This is a genomic window from Rossellomorea vietnamensis, from assembly GCF_008180415.1.
GTDB classification, from domain to species: domain Bacteria; phylum Bacillota; class Bacilli; order Bacillales; family Bacillaceae_B; genus Rossellomorea; species Rossellomorea vietnamensis_C.
Window position 1 is genome coordinate 24,289 of the sequence record NZ_VTEI01000003.1, and the last position, 17,809, is coordinate 42,097.

The following is a 17,809-nucleotide window of genomic DNA, read 5'->3' on the forward strand; positions in this document are numbered from 1 at the left end:
ACTCACAATTGATCCATAAACAGCTCTTATTATTAAGTCATACTTAGTATCTAAATATTCTTAAACTTGAAACAATTACTAGTTCTCGACTTATACAGGTTTTGCTGAAGCTCTAAGAAGTGTTTATTCATCTCTTCTAAAGAGATCTCCTTTATTAGCTTTCACTTCTCATTTGGAGCAGGGTAATTTTCGCCAAGTGTCTTTATAAAGCTTTAAGTGTAGCTGCAGACATAAGTATTCCTATCCCTAGTCTCCACATACTTATCTATCCTACGACATTGTGTACATTAACTCAGTGAATTGGAAATATATTTAAATCAATAGAAAGATCCATTTTAAAGTTATAATATCTTTCTCATAGGATGATATGTATAAGAATTTTAAAGTAGATTTCAATGCCATCTAAACTATAAAGGAAAATTTAGATTTAAAGCTTTTCATAAGTTTACCACAAGGAATTTGATAAATTCCCTAATTATATCAGAAAACTACATAAGGAGAATTGTATAAATGCCCAATCTCTAAAGAAGAAGACATTAGCTCAATAATTATTTCTTATTGTGTCTAAGTATTTTTTATTCTTTTAAGAATATTTCAACTTTACCAACTAACAATACTATATACTCATTTTAAAGAGATGCAATTTACAATAAAAGTAAGTAAGTTGATACTTTTGTTTTAAAAGGTATCCATAAACCTTTGCTAGTTTGCTGGCCAGCTTACTATAGATTTTAAAACAATTATTATTGTGGAGGGTATCATGAAAATTTTTAAGTATATAGCCGCTACTGGACTTTCTATTACACTTTCGTTATCTCTGGTTTCCCCGTCTTTTGCTGCTAATGATGATAAAAAAGAATTTAGTGTTAATATTGACCTGGTTCAAATTAATGAAGATATTAAGGATATTAAGGATAAGATAAAAAACACTAAGGACAATGAAAAACTCATAGTTCTTAAGGACATGTTAAAATCACTTGAAAAAGAGAAACGAAAGGTTAAACAGGATCAGTCATCGACTGGTGAATTCTCCACTGCTTCTGCAAATGTTTCAAAGTGGTTTGCCGGAGAAGGAGATGAAGTTTTTCATAGCAACACTAGCAGTCACGATTCTAATCATAAAGCTAATATTAAAGTTAAAATCAGAGATGTAACTTGGTCTGGTTTTGATTGGTCCGGTACAAGTGGCTCTTATTGGTTGGCCTCTTCTCCATACAACGTTTACAAGATTAAGAACAGCATGACTTTCACTGCACACGGCGTAAATTTAAGTGGTAGCTTAAATGGTTTAAGCGTTTCTGGAGCTGTAAGTGGTTCAGCAACTATCTCATCTAGTAAATCTAATAACTGGACTGCTGGAAATACTTTTGATGCATTCTCAAGTGGTAGTACGATAAAAGCTGTATTTGCTTCCGGTAGCCAAATGACAAAATATAGTTACTCCACACCCGACTCAACTCTAGCGCAAATTACATTTTATGACCCTAGCTTTTAAGGCAGTTAAAAGAGTGAAACACCTTTCTCTTAGGAAAGGTGTTTCACTCTTAAAAGCATTTGGAGGTACACAATGAATAAGATTCTCAAGCTGACCATTATTTGTATACTTACTTTAACATTATTTAGCTGTCAAAAAGCTCCTGTAAATAACAATCATACCGAGGGATTAAGTAAACTTCTTCAATTAAGTTATATAGGCAATGGAGAATATATGGACTTTAGTGATAATATAACTTCAGAAGCTGATATATATGAATCTTTTTATGTAAGTGAAATTTCAAAAATTATTAATTATAACTCCCCTTTCAGTTCTAGGATTGATAATTTTATTAATAAAAGCATTGATAAAGAAAAGGATATATGGGAATCCATTTACTTATATAAACTCATTATCAATAACAACTTATCAAATGCAAGTAGTCCGATTAAAAAAGATATCCTTAATAACGTTTCAAAGATTTCCTTCAGTAATTCAGATTATAAGAATCTGAAAGAATTAGAGGAAGATAAAATTTATCAATTAGCTGAGACCCATGAACTCCTTAAGACATCTATAAGTTCCAATACCCTAATTTTTTTGAAAATGGTTAAAGAAGAGCTACTATTGCTTAACGACTCAAAAAAAGTTTATCTTTTAAATCCAATATTGAAGTTAATACCGGATAATTTAAGTAATACTGAAAAATCTAAAATTCAAGTTAAAATAGACGATATTCTTATATCTAATATAAATAGTAATGTTCTTGATATATGGGAAATAAATCAATTAATAGAATTAAGGGAAATGCTGAGTAATAAAAACTATCCACCAAGTATAATTAAATATTTTGAAAAACAATTTAAAGAGAACTTGGAGCAAGGAAGCAACTCTCGAATCTATTACTTACTAAAAATAAATAACGTCATTAATAATAATATTGAACATAATACAGAAATCATCAAAAATAGAATAAATAATTGTGTTGTGGTTTCAGGGGGTTACACTATCTACAGAACACAAAGAGATCTACCTCGATCTTTCACCTTTTTTACTATATATATACAAAACCAAATAGGTGATGAAGACAATGTAATCTCTCTTGAAAAAATTCATAAACAATTAATGAAAGAAATTAAAGATGAAAAGAACCTAGATTGGAGATCGCTATATAGCTATTTAGTTTTGGAAAAGAACCAACCTAGAAAAGATAACCTTACAAAGGAATTCATTAATAGACTAAAGAAGTCCGACTTCAACTATAATTCTGATTTAAATCAAAACTTTTATACTTATAAAGTATTTAAAATATTAAATATTAATCTTCAAAGACCCGTATTAGATAAATTGGTTTCCGACATACAAAGAAATACTAAGTCTAAAGACTTGAAAGACGCTAATTTAGTATACTTCTACTTCAGTGAACTTGTTAAAGATGACGTGATTAAAGTTAACGAGAATGAAGAAATATTAGAAAAAATTAGATTAGAAATAGATACAAATATGAATGACAATAATATGTTCGAGAAGGACGGTTATGAAAATACTTTAACAACCTTTATGTATATACTTATTGATGACAACCTTAATACAGGCTATATATCTAAAGACTTAAAGAAACAATTATATAAAAGTCTACCCCAATATCATAATAATGATGGCGGTTATTCTATGGTAATTGGTGAGCAACCAGATTTATTCAGCTCATTAATTGGAATAATGCTAGCTAATAAGTTGCAAGGAAAAGATACACCTATAATTTTTTAGATTAAAGGAGGAAAATGAATGAGTACTTTTTTAGTGATTTTCTTAATTGTCTGTTTATTTGTTGTAAGTTATATTACACCCTTAAGCTTTATATATTCAATCATAGGGGCAATCCTTGTACTAATTATTGCTTTCCTATTGAAAAGACAAAAACACGTCAAGCAATGATCCAATTGAAAAAGCCTTATTTAAAACAATATTACCCGTTTGGTTAAGAGGCAAAAAAAGCATCTTGCAGTTCGTGAGCAGATATGCTTATTTTCAGGCAGTTTTGAATTGGAAATGAAAGAAAAATCGAACAAAAAAGAGGAGCTTCAACACTACTTTACAGCTCCTCTTTTATTTTATGCGTTATTCCATTAAAGTCCCTACAATTGAATAACTTTTTGGACCAGGATTTCTTAATAGCCCAGCCCGTCGTGGCTAAGTGGAGGCTTTTGCTCTTTTAATGACAGGTGAGACCCGCTCAAACAAAGCCGAAGGAGGTTCACCGTCCGCCCTACGGAGTCATACACCTGCAGCGGAAATCCACTCTTCTTACTATGCCATTTTCTTTGTGAAAAGTTATCATTCATGTTGCCCACTTCTTCACCCTATAGTACAAAAGTAAATGAATTTTACCAATCTCTTTATTTATGAGACATGTAAGGAATTCAGAAAAATAATGAACTAAATTGCAAGGTTCAAATGACGTATTTTAAAGACTTAAACAGGCATTTGTAATGAAAAGGTTAAATGAAATATTACAATATATTCTTAATTAAAATGAGCGGAAGTAAAAACTTCCGCTTAATTCATATAACGTTAATTATATCAAGTCAAATCATGGTTTTTGTAAATATTTTTTATAACTACTTGACCGCCAAATTCAAAATTAGCATTGTACGAACCTTATTATAAATACGGTGAGGGATGTGAATATTAGAAATGCTATCAGAAAGTCTATATTCTTTAAAAATTTGCAGTATTTCTTCAGGTACTTCCTTATTTATAGAGAGTTGTTCTATGAGGCGTATTATTAGTTGTTCTGAGTATAGACTCAACTTATCCTCAGAAACTGCCTCATTATTATCCCATTTACCTAAGTACTGACCTAACTTAAACGCCGCAAGTTCTTCACCCATTAATTTATATTCTAGTGTTTCAATATCATCTTGTATTGACTTCGCTAAATCATTTGCGGGTTTCCAACCATTTGGACGATCTTCTTCACCCATAACAAAAGGAAGTACATAAAGTGATAAATCTTCTAGTTTTCGTATAAGTTCAGTTCGTTTCTCTGATTTTTGTACCATCAAAACGATGGACTTTAAATCGTTAACCAAACGCTTAAAGTCTCTTATACTTTCATCAAAAACAGCAAACTGACTAAATAACCAGCCTAATCTACTATGAATAGATAGTCCAAAATAGGCTAAATCAAGTAAACATATTAGTCGATTGTATTCACTTTTAATTTCAGACTCATTGGAAAAAGGTAAAGGCGAAAAATTCTCCGAAGATGTCTCTATCTTCGGCGGTCTACTGATACTTGTTGGTTCTCCTGGATTTATTCTGGTTGGCCCATTATTTTTTATAATAATATTTAAGATTCTCTCGCTTATTACTTCGTAAGGGAGAGACTTGTGATTCTCAACATCAAGTATACTTGAATGGTTGCCCGGCAATGGTATACTATCAGCCCATTTATCATCAATTATATGCGGGATAGAACTTTCTTCCGTTACCCATTTGTCTTCTGTACCATAACAAAATACACAACTAAGAGCCATCTTGCTTTTATTCTTCTGCCACAATCGCATGGTATCGTCAGTAAATGAGCTATTTGGTTCTAGTTGTGGAATTTGTGAATGATTATGAATATGCTTAATTAGACCATGATAAACAGCTTTATTAGATCCGTTGTAAGGAGTTGCTAAACTAATAAAGCCAACCACCTTTATAGGAGTGTCTCTTTCCAATTCTTCAAGAATATACCTAATTCCAACTAATCCTCCCATACTATGACAAACAAAAAGAATTTGCTCGTAGTTTTTGATATTCTCCATATTTAGTTCTCTTTTCAATTCTTGTGCTAGTTTTTTTATGTTGGCAAATGGTCCTTCACCAATAGTAACTCTGGAAAACTGTTGTTTTTTAAACCTTGTAGCAAGTCTGTTATAAACGCTAGTTAATTTTCCTAGAGCTACATGGGATGTTCCATACTTTATCACTGCCACATCTGTGTTTAAAAACCTTTTATCTGATAATATTAATTTCATCCAATCAGTTTTTTCACTTATCCATGTTTTTTCCGTGGCTCCTAAGCCGTGTATAAAAACTACTAAAACTTTTCCTGCCTTATCTTTTTCTCTTTGAATCCTTGTAAGCCTAAGTGCCATTTGTCTCACCTCATAAATAATACAACAATACTTTGCTTTATCTCCCATTTCTTTTTACCCAGTGATATTTGTTCTCTTTATGTAAACTCATATATAAAGCTATAGTACCCAATCTTTTATTGATATGCTCTTAGCCCAGCACTTCACTTAGCAACTTTACTAAGTCAGTTAACAATTTAGTAAATACCCCCTACGCCTTTAGTTATAATAAACTACCATTTTGTTTGTTGAGGATAGCTATTTCCTCAATAGGATGACACTAACAATCATAGCATCCTTAAAATAAACATAAATAATCAAGGAATCTAAACTGGAGCGCTGAGGACTAAGATAAAAACACATCTTTCAGTAATTATAACAAACAAACGCCTGGTAGTCAGGGAATAATTGGAATAACACTCTCTCATCAATAACACTTTTAAGTGGGAGGAATAAAGAAATTATTGTCTTGAAAAAAAAAAAGCCGAAATAACATGATTTCGGCTTATAATTAAATATATTAATCACAATTAACACTTAACACCTAAATATACTTTATTGTTCTATACAATAATTAGCTTACTTTGAATTTTTAAATAAGAGACTTGAGTGTAAAACATTGTCTAAATCAAATTTCCCTCTATTTTTGTTCAAAAAAGGAACCCAAAACTTACTAATGGTATCTCTTTTGATAACATTGTTGTGATCATAGATTTCATTTGTTCTTTCGGTTATTACTTTTTGATTAAATCCTTCCACACCTGAACGCCCCATCATTTCTTCCATTCCCCATAGTTTAACTTTCGGTAATAGTTTTACCCACGGATCATTTGGAGCTTTTTCATTTAATACTCTACCTACTTTTTTTCCAATATGTTCTTCCCATTTGTAATCTGGTGTTAATATAGATCCAGTTAATATTATACTATCAAAGGTAATAGGTGTAGATTCCATCCCCTCTAAATATGAACCAATTATGTATGTCCCAAACGAATGAGCAATTACTGAAACAGTTTCTGTATTTTATACCTTTTACCCAAATCACATATCCACTCTCGAAATTCATTAACAATTTTCGAACGTCTTCTTTTATTAATTAATAAACTAGGTGTATTTCCAACATAAATATATGGAGCTATTATCCATCCCTCACTGCTAGCAATTGGTGCAATTTCTTTGTTCCACTGTCCAGAACTCAGTAAACCATGGATTGTAACAAGGACACCTTTGCATTCCCTTACATTTAAAATATGTCGATCAATATAGGCACTCTTAATAACTTCATACTTCTCTTTCCCAGGGGGTTTTAATTTCCAAATCTTATTCTCTTTTAAAAGATCAATTTGGAGCACACCTACTTCTTCACTAAATCTGTTATGTGAGAATAAATGAAGATAGGCATCTATAATACTCCTATTTTCTAATGAAGCAAACATTAAATCTATATGCATCCCCCCTATTAATACTTCTTCTTTATTATTAGGGATTTGTTTATTTTCGTTATAAACAATAAGACAATCAATATCATTAGGGTCTAGTTCATTTGTTATAAATGATCCACCAATAAACAAATATTCTGCATTTGTCTTAAAAGCAAAGTTCAAAAGATCTGTTATTGGTTTTTGGAATCTCTTTCTTATTTCTGTATTACAATATCTATAAATGACATCTTCTCCACTACAATTATGAATTCCAATAGGGAGCTTACCCCTATTATTTAAACTCGGTATCAAGTATCATATCCCCCATCATATAATTCACTTAATAATTTTTAATAACACATTTATTTAATCTTCGCTAAGTTCTTATAGAATCACAATTAAAATTCACTTATTTATTTCGACATATTTTTCAAAAGTCCTCCTATATAAGGAATCATAAGAAAGAATAGGTGAATTAGCGCTTTGAATAAAAGTAAACACAAGACAAAAGGTTGTTCCCTACGAAGAGCTTCCAAATAAGCTGATGTATTAAATTGCAAAATAATAGTAGTTAGGAATAAATATGTCTAATTCATTTTTATAATGGGAAAACTAAATAAAGTTATGTCCAATAAATGACATAACTCTCAAGGACGTTTTCCGATAACCCTCTATCCCGCCCTTATATTTATAGGAACATAACGATAATTTGATCTTCTCAAACTTCTAACATATATTATAGGAAGCAAAGCAATATGAAGTTCTTTTGTCTCATAACCAAAGAATACTACTAATATTGAGACGAAATAAAAATTTTGGCAAAGATCAAACTTCCTATAATAAACGTTATAAGAAGAAATTTTTGAGCATGTTCTCAATAAATATTCCGGTTAACTTTCTAGTGTGTTCCGATTATTCTCATGAGATAGAACTTGTTGGTCCTTCCAAATAATAATTATTTGCACGTTTTATTTATAGAGTTCAGTTCAGCACGCGCTGGATGAATTTTAATACCCTTTCCAGCTACGAGAGCGACTTAATCTTTCACAGCTTTATGCAGGATTATTAACGATCAACGTTACTCGAGGATTTGAATCCCTCCCTTGTGCGCCGCTTTATCCAGCAGCAGACCCTTCAGCATCATGCCAAACCAAGGTCGGTTCGCCGGCGGATCTCGAGTTTGAAATCGTTATCGAAGTTCTGCTTAAAAGAAAAATGATGTCGTCTGACTTCATAGCCGCCATTCAATCACCGCAGATGGATACCAAGCTTCCGGTTTACATGAACCTGGAAGAAGTTCAAAAGCTCTTCAGCTCTCTGGAAAAAAATGAGCGCCCCCCTCTCGCTTCGAAATGAAGCGATGTTCAAGCTGCTCGGTACGGGGAATTAAACTACCTATAATCTATGTTATAAGTCATACTAAACCAATTTAATAGATAAATAATGCTATAAAACCTGTCCAAAACACTTTGAACTCCTCTTCCATTTTAGTAATTAAGTTTATCAATTTTTCATTTAATATAGTTTCTTAATGTTTTTTAGTGAATAATGTTTTGTACTATGTAGCAACCTACTTCATATTTTGTTCACTAACTTAATCCACCACTACTAACCATTCATTTATAAATGAATGGTTAGTAGGCAATAAGTTTTAAAAGTCTATTTTTTTGGATGTTCAAGTGCTTGGTAAGCTATCTGATACTTTCCTCCATCCGCAACTTCTGAATGGTACAAGGCCTTGAGGGCATTGTTTTTTTCAAGGCCATACTCAGCCTTCAGTTCTTTAAAGCGTGTGTGCAATTCTTTATTTTCCTTAATTAGTTGTTGCATTTGCGATTTAAAATACTTCAAAATATTTATCTCCTTTTTGAATCTCTGAGTTAAGCTTAATTTTTACGAGAAATAACCTGTTTAAAAAGATCCCTAAATTGCTCCCGGTCTTCTGCTGTAAAAGGCTTTGGTCCCTTTGTCCGCTGTCCGCCTTTTCTAGCCATTGCACTCAAATAACGTGTTTGTAATAATTGGTCAATATTTTCATTTGTATATCTAAACCCTTTATGGTGGAGGACGATTATTCCTTTTGCTAAACCTAGTGACGCAAGACCATAATCTTGTGTCACTATCATATCTCCTTTCTTCACTAACTTCACAATCCGATAATCTGCAGCTTCTGCTCCAGAATCAACATAAATGGTTCTCACTCCTGATGGCTGTTCTGCATTAGAAAAATGGGAAAAGCTTGAAACAAGAATAACCTCAATTTCAAAATTGGCTGCTTCAGAAATAATAATATCCTTCACTGGGCAGGCATCTGCATCCACATAAATTTTCATCTTTCCCCTCCTGTTAAGAAGTTTGACTTACTATTAACTAAATCTATTTCAACTATAAAAGGGACTGGTGACTTACATTTTAAAAATAGTCAAGCGTCATTCCTTCTGCTGTATTTTTCTATCCTCATATTATACTCTATAATCACTGATAATTCCCATTCTCCCTAAAAGGGAAGTCTCTCTTCTTGTGATAAAGTTTTCATGTCATTAATTTCTTCTTAGCTAATAATTTTTTTAGTTAGTTGTCCACCGAACATTCTAATCTTTATTAAAGAAATATTACAAACGGTTTCCACATTTTCTTCTGCAGCCTTTGCCATTTTGTATAATACATTCCAATAATTTCTTAAGAATTCAAAATTATTCATTTGAATTCTACTATCCCTGTTGGTCTCTTCTAGAATTACTTCGTCATCCAATATATAATCCCGTGCCTTGGAATAAGATTGGGAGAACTTTTCAGAGTTTGAGCTTGGGGATTGCTGGTTTTATTACAGGCCAAGTCTATCCAGTGGATGGCGGCAGGACTGCCAAATTGAGTCTGCCCTGAGCAATTGTTTCTATTTCTGGCTGAATAAATAAAAAAAGACACAGCGGCATTCGTTATGCAGCTGTGTCTTCAGGTAATTTTCCTGTGTGCTTCATTAATCACTAAGACCGACTCTGAAAGTTGACACGTATAAAGTATATTTCATCAGCACCCCCTCCCGTATATGGCACTCTCATTGTTTATAAGGCAGAAATCGTTTTTTGAAATTCTGTTCAAAGTCCTTCACTTAAAGAATTAACTTCCCCTTCTCTTTACTGCCCTTACTTAGGCAGTAAACAACTGATAGACCTGGTACAGATGAATATTAAAAAAAGCCAAGAAGATTTTCTCGGCTTTTTCCCTTTAGTATATGGTTTATTTTAATAGCTTTAAGATCTCTTTGTGTTCAACATCATATAACTCATCCAGTAAATCGTCATAGTTCTTCTGCAAAACATTAGCCAAGGCATGAATAAAGAACTTGGAGGGATGGGTTCTATTTAGCTCTGTGTTCACTATAAAATCCTCAGTCACTCTAAGCTGTTCAGCCAACTGACTTGCTGAGAATCCATTCTCTACCCTTAAAATACGGATGATTTCACCAAAATTCTGCTTTTTCTTATACACGGAGAAATCAAAATTATTCAGGTTCATGACTTCTCCTTTCTCCCCTTTAGAAAAAAGGATGATGGTCTCTTCAATTTCATCTCGGACTCTTCTGAATTCTTCTAGTATCTCATCATTTGTTCCTGCTTTGGCTGCTGGGTCATCAAAGCCCCAATGGTAATGATAGCTTCTAGAGAGTATCGCAGGACATCTCTCTTTTGCATCTTTACATAATGTAATGACATAACTGGCTTTTCCTGCTGTATGGACAGACACCAAATTAGATGATTGATTGCTGATATCAATACCTTTTTCTTTCATTACTTCGATAGCAATGGGATGTATACCTCTCGATTCAATACCAGCACTCATGATCTCATATGAGTCTCCTAAGTAATGCTTTGCAAAACCCTCGGCCATTTGACTTCTGCAAGAATTACCGATGCACAAAAAATATATAATTGGCTTTGTCATTAGTTTCTCTCTCCTTTTAATCGTAACATTATTTAAAACTATAAACGATTGATAGAATGCTATGAAGACCCCTCTATATTCTTCATAATAGATTCATGATATCCTTCTAAATTCATTGACAGTAAGTACTATTGAGACTAAACAGATAAGATATTCAAAATCACTCATTATATTACGTTCTGCTTATATAATAAAATGCTTATATTGAATTACAAGTTTAGTATTGTAAAGGTTTTGATAAGATTCTTTTACCCTGTTAAATTCTTCGTTTCCAGTATTCTAACGACTAACCTCTCAATTCCCAAATGGGAACGAAAAGCTATGTCATTACTAGACCCTTAAAGTATCTTTCTAATTTAAAAAACCTTGTTACCAATCGAAATCGGTACAAGGCTTTGGAATGTTTATAAGTTTTTAGGCAGTAGCGCTAAGACTACTGTACTTTCGATGCGCAATTCTATGTCTATAACAGCAGATCAATGAGCCATCATTTCATCTGCTATTTCTTTTCCGCTCATTTCAGTCGGATAATAGGTTGGCCAGTTAGTGACTTCATCCAATAAAGCCTCCCGGTCGTCACCCCAATAAAGATGGTAGTGGCCTGCCTTGGTCGGATAGATACTATGGTCACTGAATTGAATGTAACGGGGAATACCTTCAGACTCTTTAACAGATTTATATATATATCTTACTCCCCTGTTTCCAGCTTTATAGGTGAGGATTTCGTACCCGTCATATTTATATTCTCCAGAGCTTTCTTTCCCATTTTTAAAGAAAGTTGCTTTGCTGCCCTCAAATAAAATTCGCTCCACATCTGTTTCATATCCTGTTTCGTAATATTTCTTATATTCTTGGGCTGTTTTATCTCCTTTATGTTCCGCTTTATGTTCAAATACTTCATCAAGGGTTCCATCTAGAAGATACGGATAAACGGACTGCCAGTCACCTTCCCAATCCAAAAGTGAGCGGTCCTTCACTTGGCTGTCTTCAAAGTACCCACTATATATTTTCTCTGCTTCTTCGTCATGAGCATGATCGTGGTTATGTTCGTCGTCTTCATTATGAGGTGACGTGGTAGAAGCTGTTGAAAGGACTTCAGACAAGGTCTCTAGGTTCATCTGCATGAGTGTGAAATAATCCTCTTCATTATTGATATCCTCTTCAGTTAATACAGATAGATTGTGTATGCGTAATGCTTCAGCGCCAATCTCTTTTCTGACTACCTCAGCAACCTTTGGCGTTACATTTTGTTCAAACAGTACGTATTTCAATCCATACTCTTCAGCTGTTTCTATAATCTTTTGCAGCTCTTTCTGCGAAGGCTCGTTTTCAGGGCTTAAACCTGAAACGGCAATTTGCTCAATTCCATACGCCTGCTCCCAGTACCCATAAGCAGCATGTGAAACGATTATTTTATTCTCAGGTAAACTCTCAATTTCCGTATGAAATTTGTGTTCTAATTCTTCGAGATTACCTTTAAGCTCGTCGAAGTTCTTATTGAATGTATCTTCTTGTTCTGGCATAAGTTCAATCAATGTTTCTTTGATATTGTCAGCAATCTCAATTGACCGCATTGGGTCAAGCCAGATATGCGGGTCCTTGTCTCCATGTTCATGCCCGTCTTGTTCGTCTTTGTGAGAATCCTCTTCTTCGTGGTCGTGACCTTCTTCTCCGTGATCGTGATCATGGGAATGATTAATCAATTCAATACCTGTTGAGGCTTCTACTAATTTCACCTTCTCAGATTTAACAGCTTCAGATATTTTTTGGGCGTAAAGCTCCAACCCGGATCCATTGTATATAAAAGCATCTGCTTCAGCAATTTTCATCATATCGTCAGTCGTTGGTTCATAATTATGCGGATTAGAACCCGGGGGCAGGATGGTTTCTACGGATGCCTCATCTCCTGCAATTATTTCAGTGAAATATTGTAGAGGATAAACAGTAGTATATACCTTCAATTCCTCATTTGATTCACTAGCAGCTTCATTACTTGTTATATTACTATTTCCACATGCAGCCGTCCCCAAAATTAGGACAGACAGACTTAACATTCCTGCAAATTTCTTTAACATATAATTTCCTCCATGTACTATTTATTTTACGTAATGATTACGATTTAACACACAAGCTATCCCAGCATAATGTTATCGGGGATGAAATCGGGATTGTAACATACTTGCTTAGTAGTGGCAGGCTGTACTTCCTTAGATATTTCACTGGACTCATACCACTAATCTCTTTATCGGAATTACCATCCTGGCGTATTCAAGTACTACTTTCACAAAAATGCAGGTAATTCATCCTTGAACCGAGACCAATCTTTCTTCATTTCTTCCTCTGTTAATAAACAAGACTCTAATGATTCGGCTACTTCCTCTTGATTCATGTCTAATCCAATAAAGACAATCTCATTCATCCGGTCTCCGTATAGTGAATCCCACTTCTCCATCATCTCAGGATCATCTTCTAATACTTCATTTCTTTCATCTTCTGGGTAAGCGGCTACCCATTTTCCCGCTCCTTGCAGGACTATGGAAGGGCCTGCTTGGGAAATGAGGCCAGCTATATCATTGCGAGTCGCCAGCCAGAAAAAGCCTTTAGCTCTTAGTACGTCCACTGGTCAATTTTCCAGCCAATGTTTCCACTTATCAGGATGAAAGGGTCTGCAGCTTCGATGAACAAATGACGAGATTCCGTATCTTCTGTTTCAGGAATATGTTCCTCATTTACTTCTTTTATCCAACCGGCACCTTGACTTGCTATGTCAAACTTAAAGAGATATGTATTCAATACGCTATCTAATGATATTTATGAGTGTGAAGTTTGAAAGATTTTAGCATGCGGGTTCAACTTTCTCAGTACACCGGTCAATTTATTACTATCCTCTTCTTCAATTAAATCTGTTTTATTCAGCAAAATAACATCTGCGAATTCAATTTCATCTATTAACAAATCCACAACTTCTCGCTGATCCGCTGCCTATCTCCGGTCCATTAGGGTTTCTCCAGAGGCAGAGTCATGCCAAAATCGATTTCCATCCACCACTGTTACCATAGTATCCAGCCTGCAAATCTCCGCTAAGTTGATTTGAAGTTCTTCATCGAGATAGGTGAACGTTTGAAGCTGCCGGGATGGGTTCAGAATACCCGGTTGATTCAATAACAATATAATCAATGTCTCCCTTATTAACCAATCGTCCAACCTCAATATTAAATCTTCCCTTAATGTACAGGAGATACAGCCATTTTGAAGCTCCACCATTTTTTCTTCAGTCCGTATAAACCCACCGCGCTTAACCATCGAAGCGTCAATGTTTACTTCGCTCATTTAATTAACGATAACGGCGACTTTCTTATTCTCCTTGTTTGCTAAAATATGATTCAATAAAGTTGCCTTTCCTGAACCTAAATATCCACTTAAGACTGTTAAGGGTATTTTCTTTCTTCAACAATTAACTCTCTCCTTTATTATTAACAAACAAAATCATTACGATTTAAAATGGATCTTTTATCCACATTCCTCTAAGTTCTGGAAGAATGGGTCTATGACTTTAATAAAGCTATGTAACAAATTAATTAGGTTAGCAATGTATTTTTATGTATTGATCCGGATTAAATCGTAATCGTTACGTTTTGAATTGTAATACATACTTCTCTTTAAATCAAGTTATTTATTTGAAAAAGTTTGAATTTTAATTCAAGGCAATTCATTCCCTTATTTATTCTTTTCTTATAAGATAATTGCTTCAATGCTAAAATAACACCAGTATTGACTGCCTGCTTTACTTCTTTAGGAATCCTTCAAATGAACTACTTCTTGCATGAAAAGAATCTGGTGTACTAGCTGCTATTATTTTTTAAGTAACAAGTCGCTTGTACCCTTTTCCTATCAATGGCTGAATAAGTTCATATTGGGAATGGACTTCCGCCAATTAATTTTTCTTAAAAAACCAATCTAAACTTCATACCACCCTCATAGAGAAAAAAACTGTTAAGTAACTTTCAAAATATTTAATTGAGTATCCGGTGTTACTCTTACCCATAAAACAACAGTCTTTTTAAAATGAAATAAGCCGGCTAATCCAATGAACTTTGCTGGATTAGGCCGGCTTATCTTATTTTTATCAATTTCTCTATGCACTTTGTCTGCGGGTCATGACATCGAAAATGACCGCCAGTGCCAAGACACCCCCGCGAATCATATATTGAGGGGCAATACCGACGCCCATCAGGTTCATTCCGTTGGTTAGAGTGGCCATAACAATTGCACCAATAACGGCACCAGTTACTTTACCTACTCCTCCTGCAGCAGATACACCACCAACAAATGCTGCGGCAATGGCATCCAGTTCAAAAAGAGTTCCTGCGGTTGTTGTAGCAGCTTGCAGACGTGCAGTAAAAAGAATACCTGATAGTCCCGCTAACATACCCATCGAACCAAATACCAAGAATGTGATTTTACTTACACTGATACCACTAAGATGTGCAGCCTCAGGGTTACTTCCGACAGCGTAAATATGCCTTCCTATTACTGTCTTGGTTGTAACAAAGTGATAAATAGTTACGACTAAAAGAATAATGACAACCGTCCAGGAGATACCATTGTAACCAGCTAACAACCACGTGAAATAAGCAATGATCGCAGAGACAAAAACCAGCTGTATGATAAACATGGGTTGAGTAACCACTTCAAAATTATATTTAATCTTGTTTTTGCGGTTATGGATGGCACTGATAATATATAGCAAAATGCTGATTGTTCCAATAATTAGTGACAGTAAATGCAATCCGCCTACTTGTGCAATTGAAGGAATATATCCATTCCCTAATGCATTGAATGCATCGTTATCCACATTAACGGTACCGGATTTTTCGGTCACTAATAGAATGGCACCGCGGTAGATAAGCCAGCCCGCTAACGTCGCTACAAAGGCCGGGATGCCGACTTTGGCAACCAAAAAGCCTGTGATGGATCCGGCAAGAATTCCCAGAAGCAGGACAAGCGGTATAACGATATAGACCGGTACACCGTTCAGTAGCAAGATTGCCGCAATAGCGCCCAGAAAACCCGCTAAGAATCCAATGGATAAGTCAATGTGCCGAATGACTATAACAAGCATGACACCGACTGCAAGCACCGCAATGTATCCCGCTGAGTCCAAAAGATTACTAATATTCCGTGAAGACATAAATAATCCTTCGGTTAAAATTGAAAAAGTAACCATAATAATCAATAAAGCAATGTACATCCCATAATCACGTATATTATGTTTAATGACCTGCTTTGCTTCTTTTAACAAGTTCATTTGTAATACCTCCTATTGCGTCGCAAGCTCCATGATCTTTTCCTGACTTGCTTCCTCAGATGACATCTCACCTTTTATCTGTCCCTCTGCCATGACATAAACACGATCACTCATACCAAGTATTTCGCCAAGCTCAGATGAAATCATGATGATGCTCATTCCTTTATTGATCAGTTCGTTCATAACTGTATAGATCTCGAATTTGGCACCGACATCAATTCCGCGGGTCGGTTCGTCCAGAATCAGCAGTTTCGGGTTGACAAACAACCACTTTCCTAAAGAGACCTTCTGCTGGTTCCCCCCGCTGAGATTGCCAGTCATCTGCTGGATCGATGGTGTTTTTATTCCTAAAGATTTTCTATATTCTTCAGCAACTTTAATCTCCTCATTATCATTAATGATTCCTTTAGAGGCGATTCCATTTAAATTTCCGGCTGATATATTATTTTTTATATCCTGCAGTAAAAACAAGCCATTACCCTTTCTATCTTCAGTCACATATGCAATTCCGGCTTTGATGGCATCCTTTGTGTGTTTATAGTTGGCAAGCATTCCATCTACTATCAAATCACCTTTCAGCTTATAATTCTGCGCATTCCCAAAAACACTTTGTGCAAGCTCGGTCCGCCCTGCACCCATCAAGCCCGCAATTCCAACGATTTCTCCCTGCTTAACATGAAGGTTGATTTTTTTAGCCACTTGGCGTCCCAACTTAGGATCATATGCCGACCAGTCTATTAATTCCAGAACCTTTTCACCGAAATTCTTTTTTGGTCTTTTAGGATAAATATCACCGAGTTCCCGGCCAACCATGTTTTTGATAATGGCCGCTTCTGTAATTTCACCTTTGGAAGCATCCAAAGTACACATAGTTTCCCCATCACGGAGAACCGTTGCTTTATCGGCAATCGCAATGACTTCTTTCAGCTTATGTGAAATCATAATGCTGGTTATGCCCTGTTCTTTTAATACTCGCAGCAAATTCAGTAAATTTTCACTATCGTCTTCATTCAGTGCAGCTGTCGGCTCATCTAAAATAAGCAATTTCACTTCTTTACTCAGTGCTTTTGCTATTTCAATCAGCTGTTGTTTGCCAACACCCAGCTCTTTAATTAAGGTTTCAGGGTTGACTTTCAATTTCACTTTTTCAAGTAATATTTTCGATTTTACAACCGCTTCATTCCAGTCGAGGATGCCGCGGTTTTGTATTTCATTATTTATAAAAATATTTTCATAGACTGTAAGATCCGGAAATAATGCCAGCTCTTGATAGATGATCGCAATTCCTGCGTCGACGCTGTCACTGATTTTATTAAATCGTTGTACCTGTCCATTAAAGACGATATCCCCCTCATACATTCCGAACGGATATACACCGCTAAGCACCTTCATCAGTGTTGACTTACCGGCTCCATTTTCTCCTACAAGGCAGTGAATTTCTCCTCTTTCTACTTTAAAGTTTACATTCGACAATGCCTTTACACCTGGAAACTCTTTTGATATCTGGTTCATCTCTAAAATATAATTACTCATGTTA

14 protein-coding genes and 2 pseudogenes are annotated in these 17,809 nt (G+C 34.8%); 2 read left to right on the forward strand and 14 right to left on the reverse strand.

Features of this window, described 5'->3' with window-relative positions; genetic code table 11:
• Nucleotides 1–760 precede the first annotated feature (760 nt).
• Both FZC78_RS06475 and FZC78_RS06480 read left to right on the forward strand, forming a co-directional pair.
• On the forward strand, nucleotides 761–1,495 hold the full coding sequence (locus FZC78_RS06475) for a hypothetical protein (RefSeq protein WP_148938856.1): 735 nt from the start codon (nucleotides 761–763) through the stop codon (nucleotides 1,493–1,495).
• A gap of 72 nt (nucleotides 1,496–1,567) precedes the next feature.
• Nucleotides 1,568–3,241 carry a hypothetical protein gene (locus tag FZC78_RS06480; RefSeq protein ID WP_148938857.1) on the forward strand — a complete coding sequence of 558 codons (1,674 nt, stop codon included), beginning with the start codon at nucleotides 1,568–1,570 and terminating at the stop codon, nucleotides 3,239–3,241.
• An 851-nt stretch (nucleotides 3,242–4,092) separates the two neighbouring features.
• Here the strand turns inward: FZC78_RS06480 and FZC78_RS06485 are convergent.
• The 14 genes and pseudogenes from FZC78_RS06485 to FZC78_RS06535 all read right to left on the reverse strand — a co-directional run bounded on the left by FZC78_RS06485 (nucleotide 4,093) and on the right by FZC78_RS06535 (nucleotide 17,805).
• Complete coding sequence (locus FZC78_RS06485; RefSeq protein ID WP_148938858.1) at nucleotides 4,093–5,670, reverse strand: esterase/lipase family protein; 1,578 nt, start codon at nucleotides 5,668–5,670, stop codon at nucleotides 4,093–4,095.
• Nucleotides 5,671–6,180: 510 nt separating this feature from the next.
• Nucleotides 6,181–6,555, reverse strand: a complete 375-nt coding sequence (locus FZC78_RS06490) for a hypothetical protein (RefSeq protein WP_148938859.1) — start codon at nucleotides 6,553–6,555, stop codon at nucleotides 6,181–6,183.
• A gap of 47 nt (nucleotides 6,556–6,602) precedes the next feature.
• The gene (locus tag FZC78_RS06495; RefSeq protein ID WP_148938860.1) at nucleotides 6,603–7,334 is read right to left on the reverse strand and encodes a DUF6932 family protein; all 732 of its coding nucleotides are present in this window, start codon (nucleotides 7,332–7,334) and stop codon (nucleotides 6,603–6,605) included.
• Nucleotides 7,335–8,681: 1,347 nt separating this feature from the next.
• Nucleotides 8,682–8,873 (reverse strand): hypothetical protein, encoded by a 192-nt coding sequence (locus tag FZC78_RS06500; RefSeq protein ID WP_148938861.1) that lies wholly within the window; start codon nucleotides 8,871–8,873, stop codon nucleotides 8,682–8,684.
• A gap of 35 nt (nucleotides 8,874–8,908) precedes the next feature.
• The gene (locus FZC78_RS06505; RefSeq protein ID WP_148938862.1) at nucleotides 8,909–9,355 is read right to left on the reverse strand and encodes a YaiI/YqxD family protein; all 447 of its coding nucleotides are present in this window, start codon (nucleotides 9,353–9,355) and stop codon (nucleotides 8,909–8,911) included.
• A gap of 218 nt (nucleotides 9,356–9,573) precedes the next feature.
• A complete protein-coding gene (locus FZC78_RS06510) occupies nucleotides 9,574–9,774 on the reverse strand; it encodes a hypothetical protein (RefSeq protein ID WP_148938863.1) in 201 nt (66 codons plus the stop codon).
• Between the two features lie 485 nt (nucleotides 9,775–10,259).
• Complete coding sequence (locus FZC78_RS24830) at nucleotides 10,260–10,538, reverse strand: helix-turn-helix domain-containing protein (RefSeq protein WP_426902333.1); 279 nt, start codon at nucleotides 10,536–10,538, stop codon at nucleotides 10,260–10,262.
• A 3-nt stretch (nucleotides 10,539–10,541) separates the two neighbouring features.
• A pseudogene (arsC, locus tag FZC78_RS24835) lies at nucleotides 10,542–10,964 on the reverse strand (arsenate reductase (thioredoxin)); the annotation flags it as partial.
• Between the two features lie 476 nt (nucleotides 10,965–11,440).
• Complete coding sequence (locus FZC78_RS06520; RefSeq protein WP_148938865.1) at nucleotides 11,441–13,039, reverse strand: metal ABC transporter solute-binding protein, Zn/Mn family; 1,599 nt, start codon at nucleotides 13,037–13,039, stop codon at nucleotides 11,441–11,443.
• A gap of 206 nt (nucleotides 13,040–13,245) precedes the next feature.
• Nucleotides 13,246–13,584: a GTP-binding protein gene (locus FZC78_RS24840; protein WP_252183531.1), complete on the reverse strand. Its 339-nt coding sequence runs from the start codon at nucleotides 13,582–13,584 to the stop codon at nucleotides 13,246–13,248.
• The gene (locus FZC78_RS24845) at nucleotides 13,572–13,757 is read right to left on the reverse strand and encodes a hypothetical protein (RefSeq protein WP_252183532.1); all 186 of its coding nucleotides are present in this window, start codon (nucleotides 13,755–13,757) and stop codon (nucleotides 13,572–13,574) included. Before FZC78_RS24845 ends, FZC78_RS24840 begins: the two co-directional genes overlap by 13 nt.
• An 18-nt stretch (nucleotides 13,758–13,775) precedes the next feature.
• Nucleotides 13,776–14,351, reverse strand: a pseudogene (locus tag FZC78_RS24850) (CobW family GTP-binding protein).
• A gap of 748 nt (nucleotides 14,352–15,099) precedes the next feature.
• Nucleotides 15,100–16,272, reverse strand: a complete 1,173-nt coding sequence (locus FZC78_RS06530; protein WP_148938866.1) for a sugar ABC transporter permease — start codon at nucleotides 16,270–16,272, stop codon at nucleotides 15,100–15,102.
• 12 nt (nucleotides 16,273–16,284) lie between these two features.
• Nucleotides 16,285–17,805 carry a sugar ABC transporter ATP-binding protein gene (locus FZC78_RS06535; protein ID WP_148938867.1) on the reverse strand — a complete coding sequence of 507 codons (1,521 nt, stop codon included), beginning with the start codon at nucleotides 17,803–17,805 and terminating at the stop codon, nucleotides 16,285–16,287.
• Nucleotides 17,806–17,809: the final 4 nt, after the last annotated feature.

What these genes read in the sequence shown, in the direction of transcription:
- FZC78_RS06475 (WP_148938856.1), top strand. Translation starts at nt 761, where the DNA reads ATGAAAATTTTTAAGTATATAGCCGCTACTGGACTTTCTATTACACTT.
- FZC78_RS06520 (WP_148938865.1), bottom strand. Translation starts at nt 13,039, where the DNA reads ATGTTAAAGAAATTTGCAGGAATGTTAAGTCTGTCTGTCCTAATTTTG.
- FZC78_RS06535 (WP_148938867.1), bottom strand. Translation starts at nt 17,805, where the DNA reads ATGAGTAATTATATTTTAGAGATGAACCAGATATCAAAAGAGTTTCCA.
- FZC78_RS06490 (WP_148938859.1), bottom strand. Translation starts at nt 6,555, where the DNA reads ATGGAATCTACACCTATTACCTTTGATAGTATAATATTAACTGGATCT.
- FZC78_RS24830 (WP_426902333.1), bottom strand. Translation starts at nt 10,538, where the DNA reads ATGAACCTGAATAATTTTGATTTCTCCGTGTATAAGAAAAAGCAGAAT.
- FZC78_RS06480 (WP_148938857.1), top strand. Translation starts at nt 1,568, where the DNA reads ATGAATAAGATTCTCAAGCTGACCATTATTTGTATACTTACTTTAACA.
- FZC78_RS06505 (WP_148938862.1), bottom strand. Translation starts at nt 9,355, where the DNA reads ATGAAAATTTATGTGGATGCAGATGCCTGCCCAGTGAAGGATATTATT.
- FZC78_RS06530 (WP_148938866.1), bottom strand. Translation starts at nt 16,272, where the DNA reads ATGAACTTGTTAAAAGAAGCAAAGCAGGTCATTAAACATAATATACGT.
- FZC78_RS06485 (WP_148938858.1), bottom strand. Translation starts at nt 5,670, where the DNA reads ATGGGAGATAAAGCAAAGTATTGTTGTATTATTTATGAGGTGAGACAA.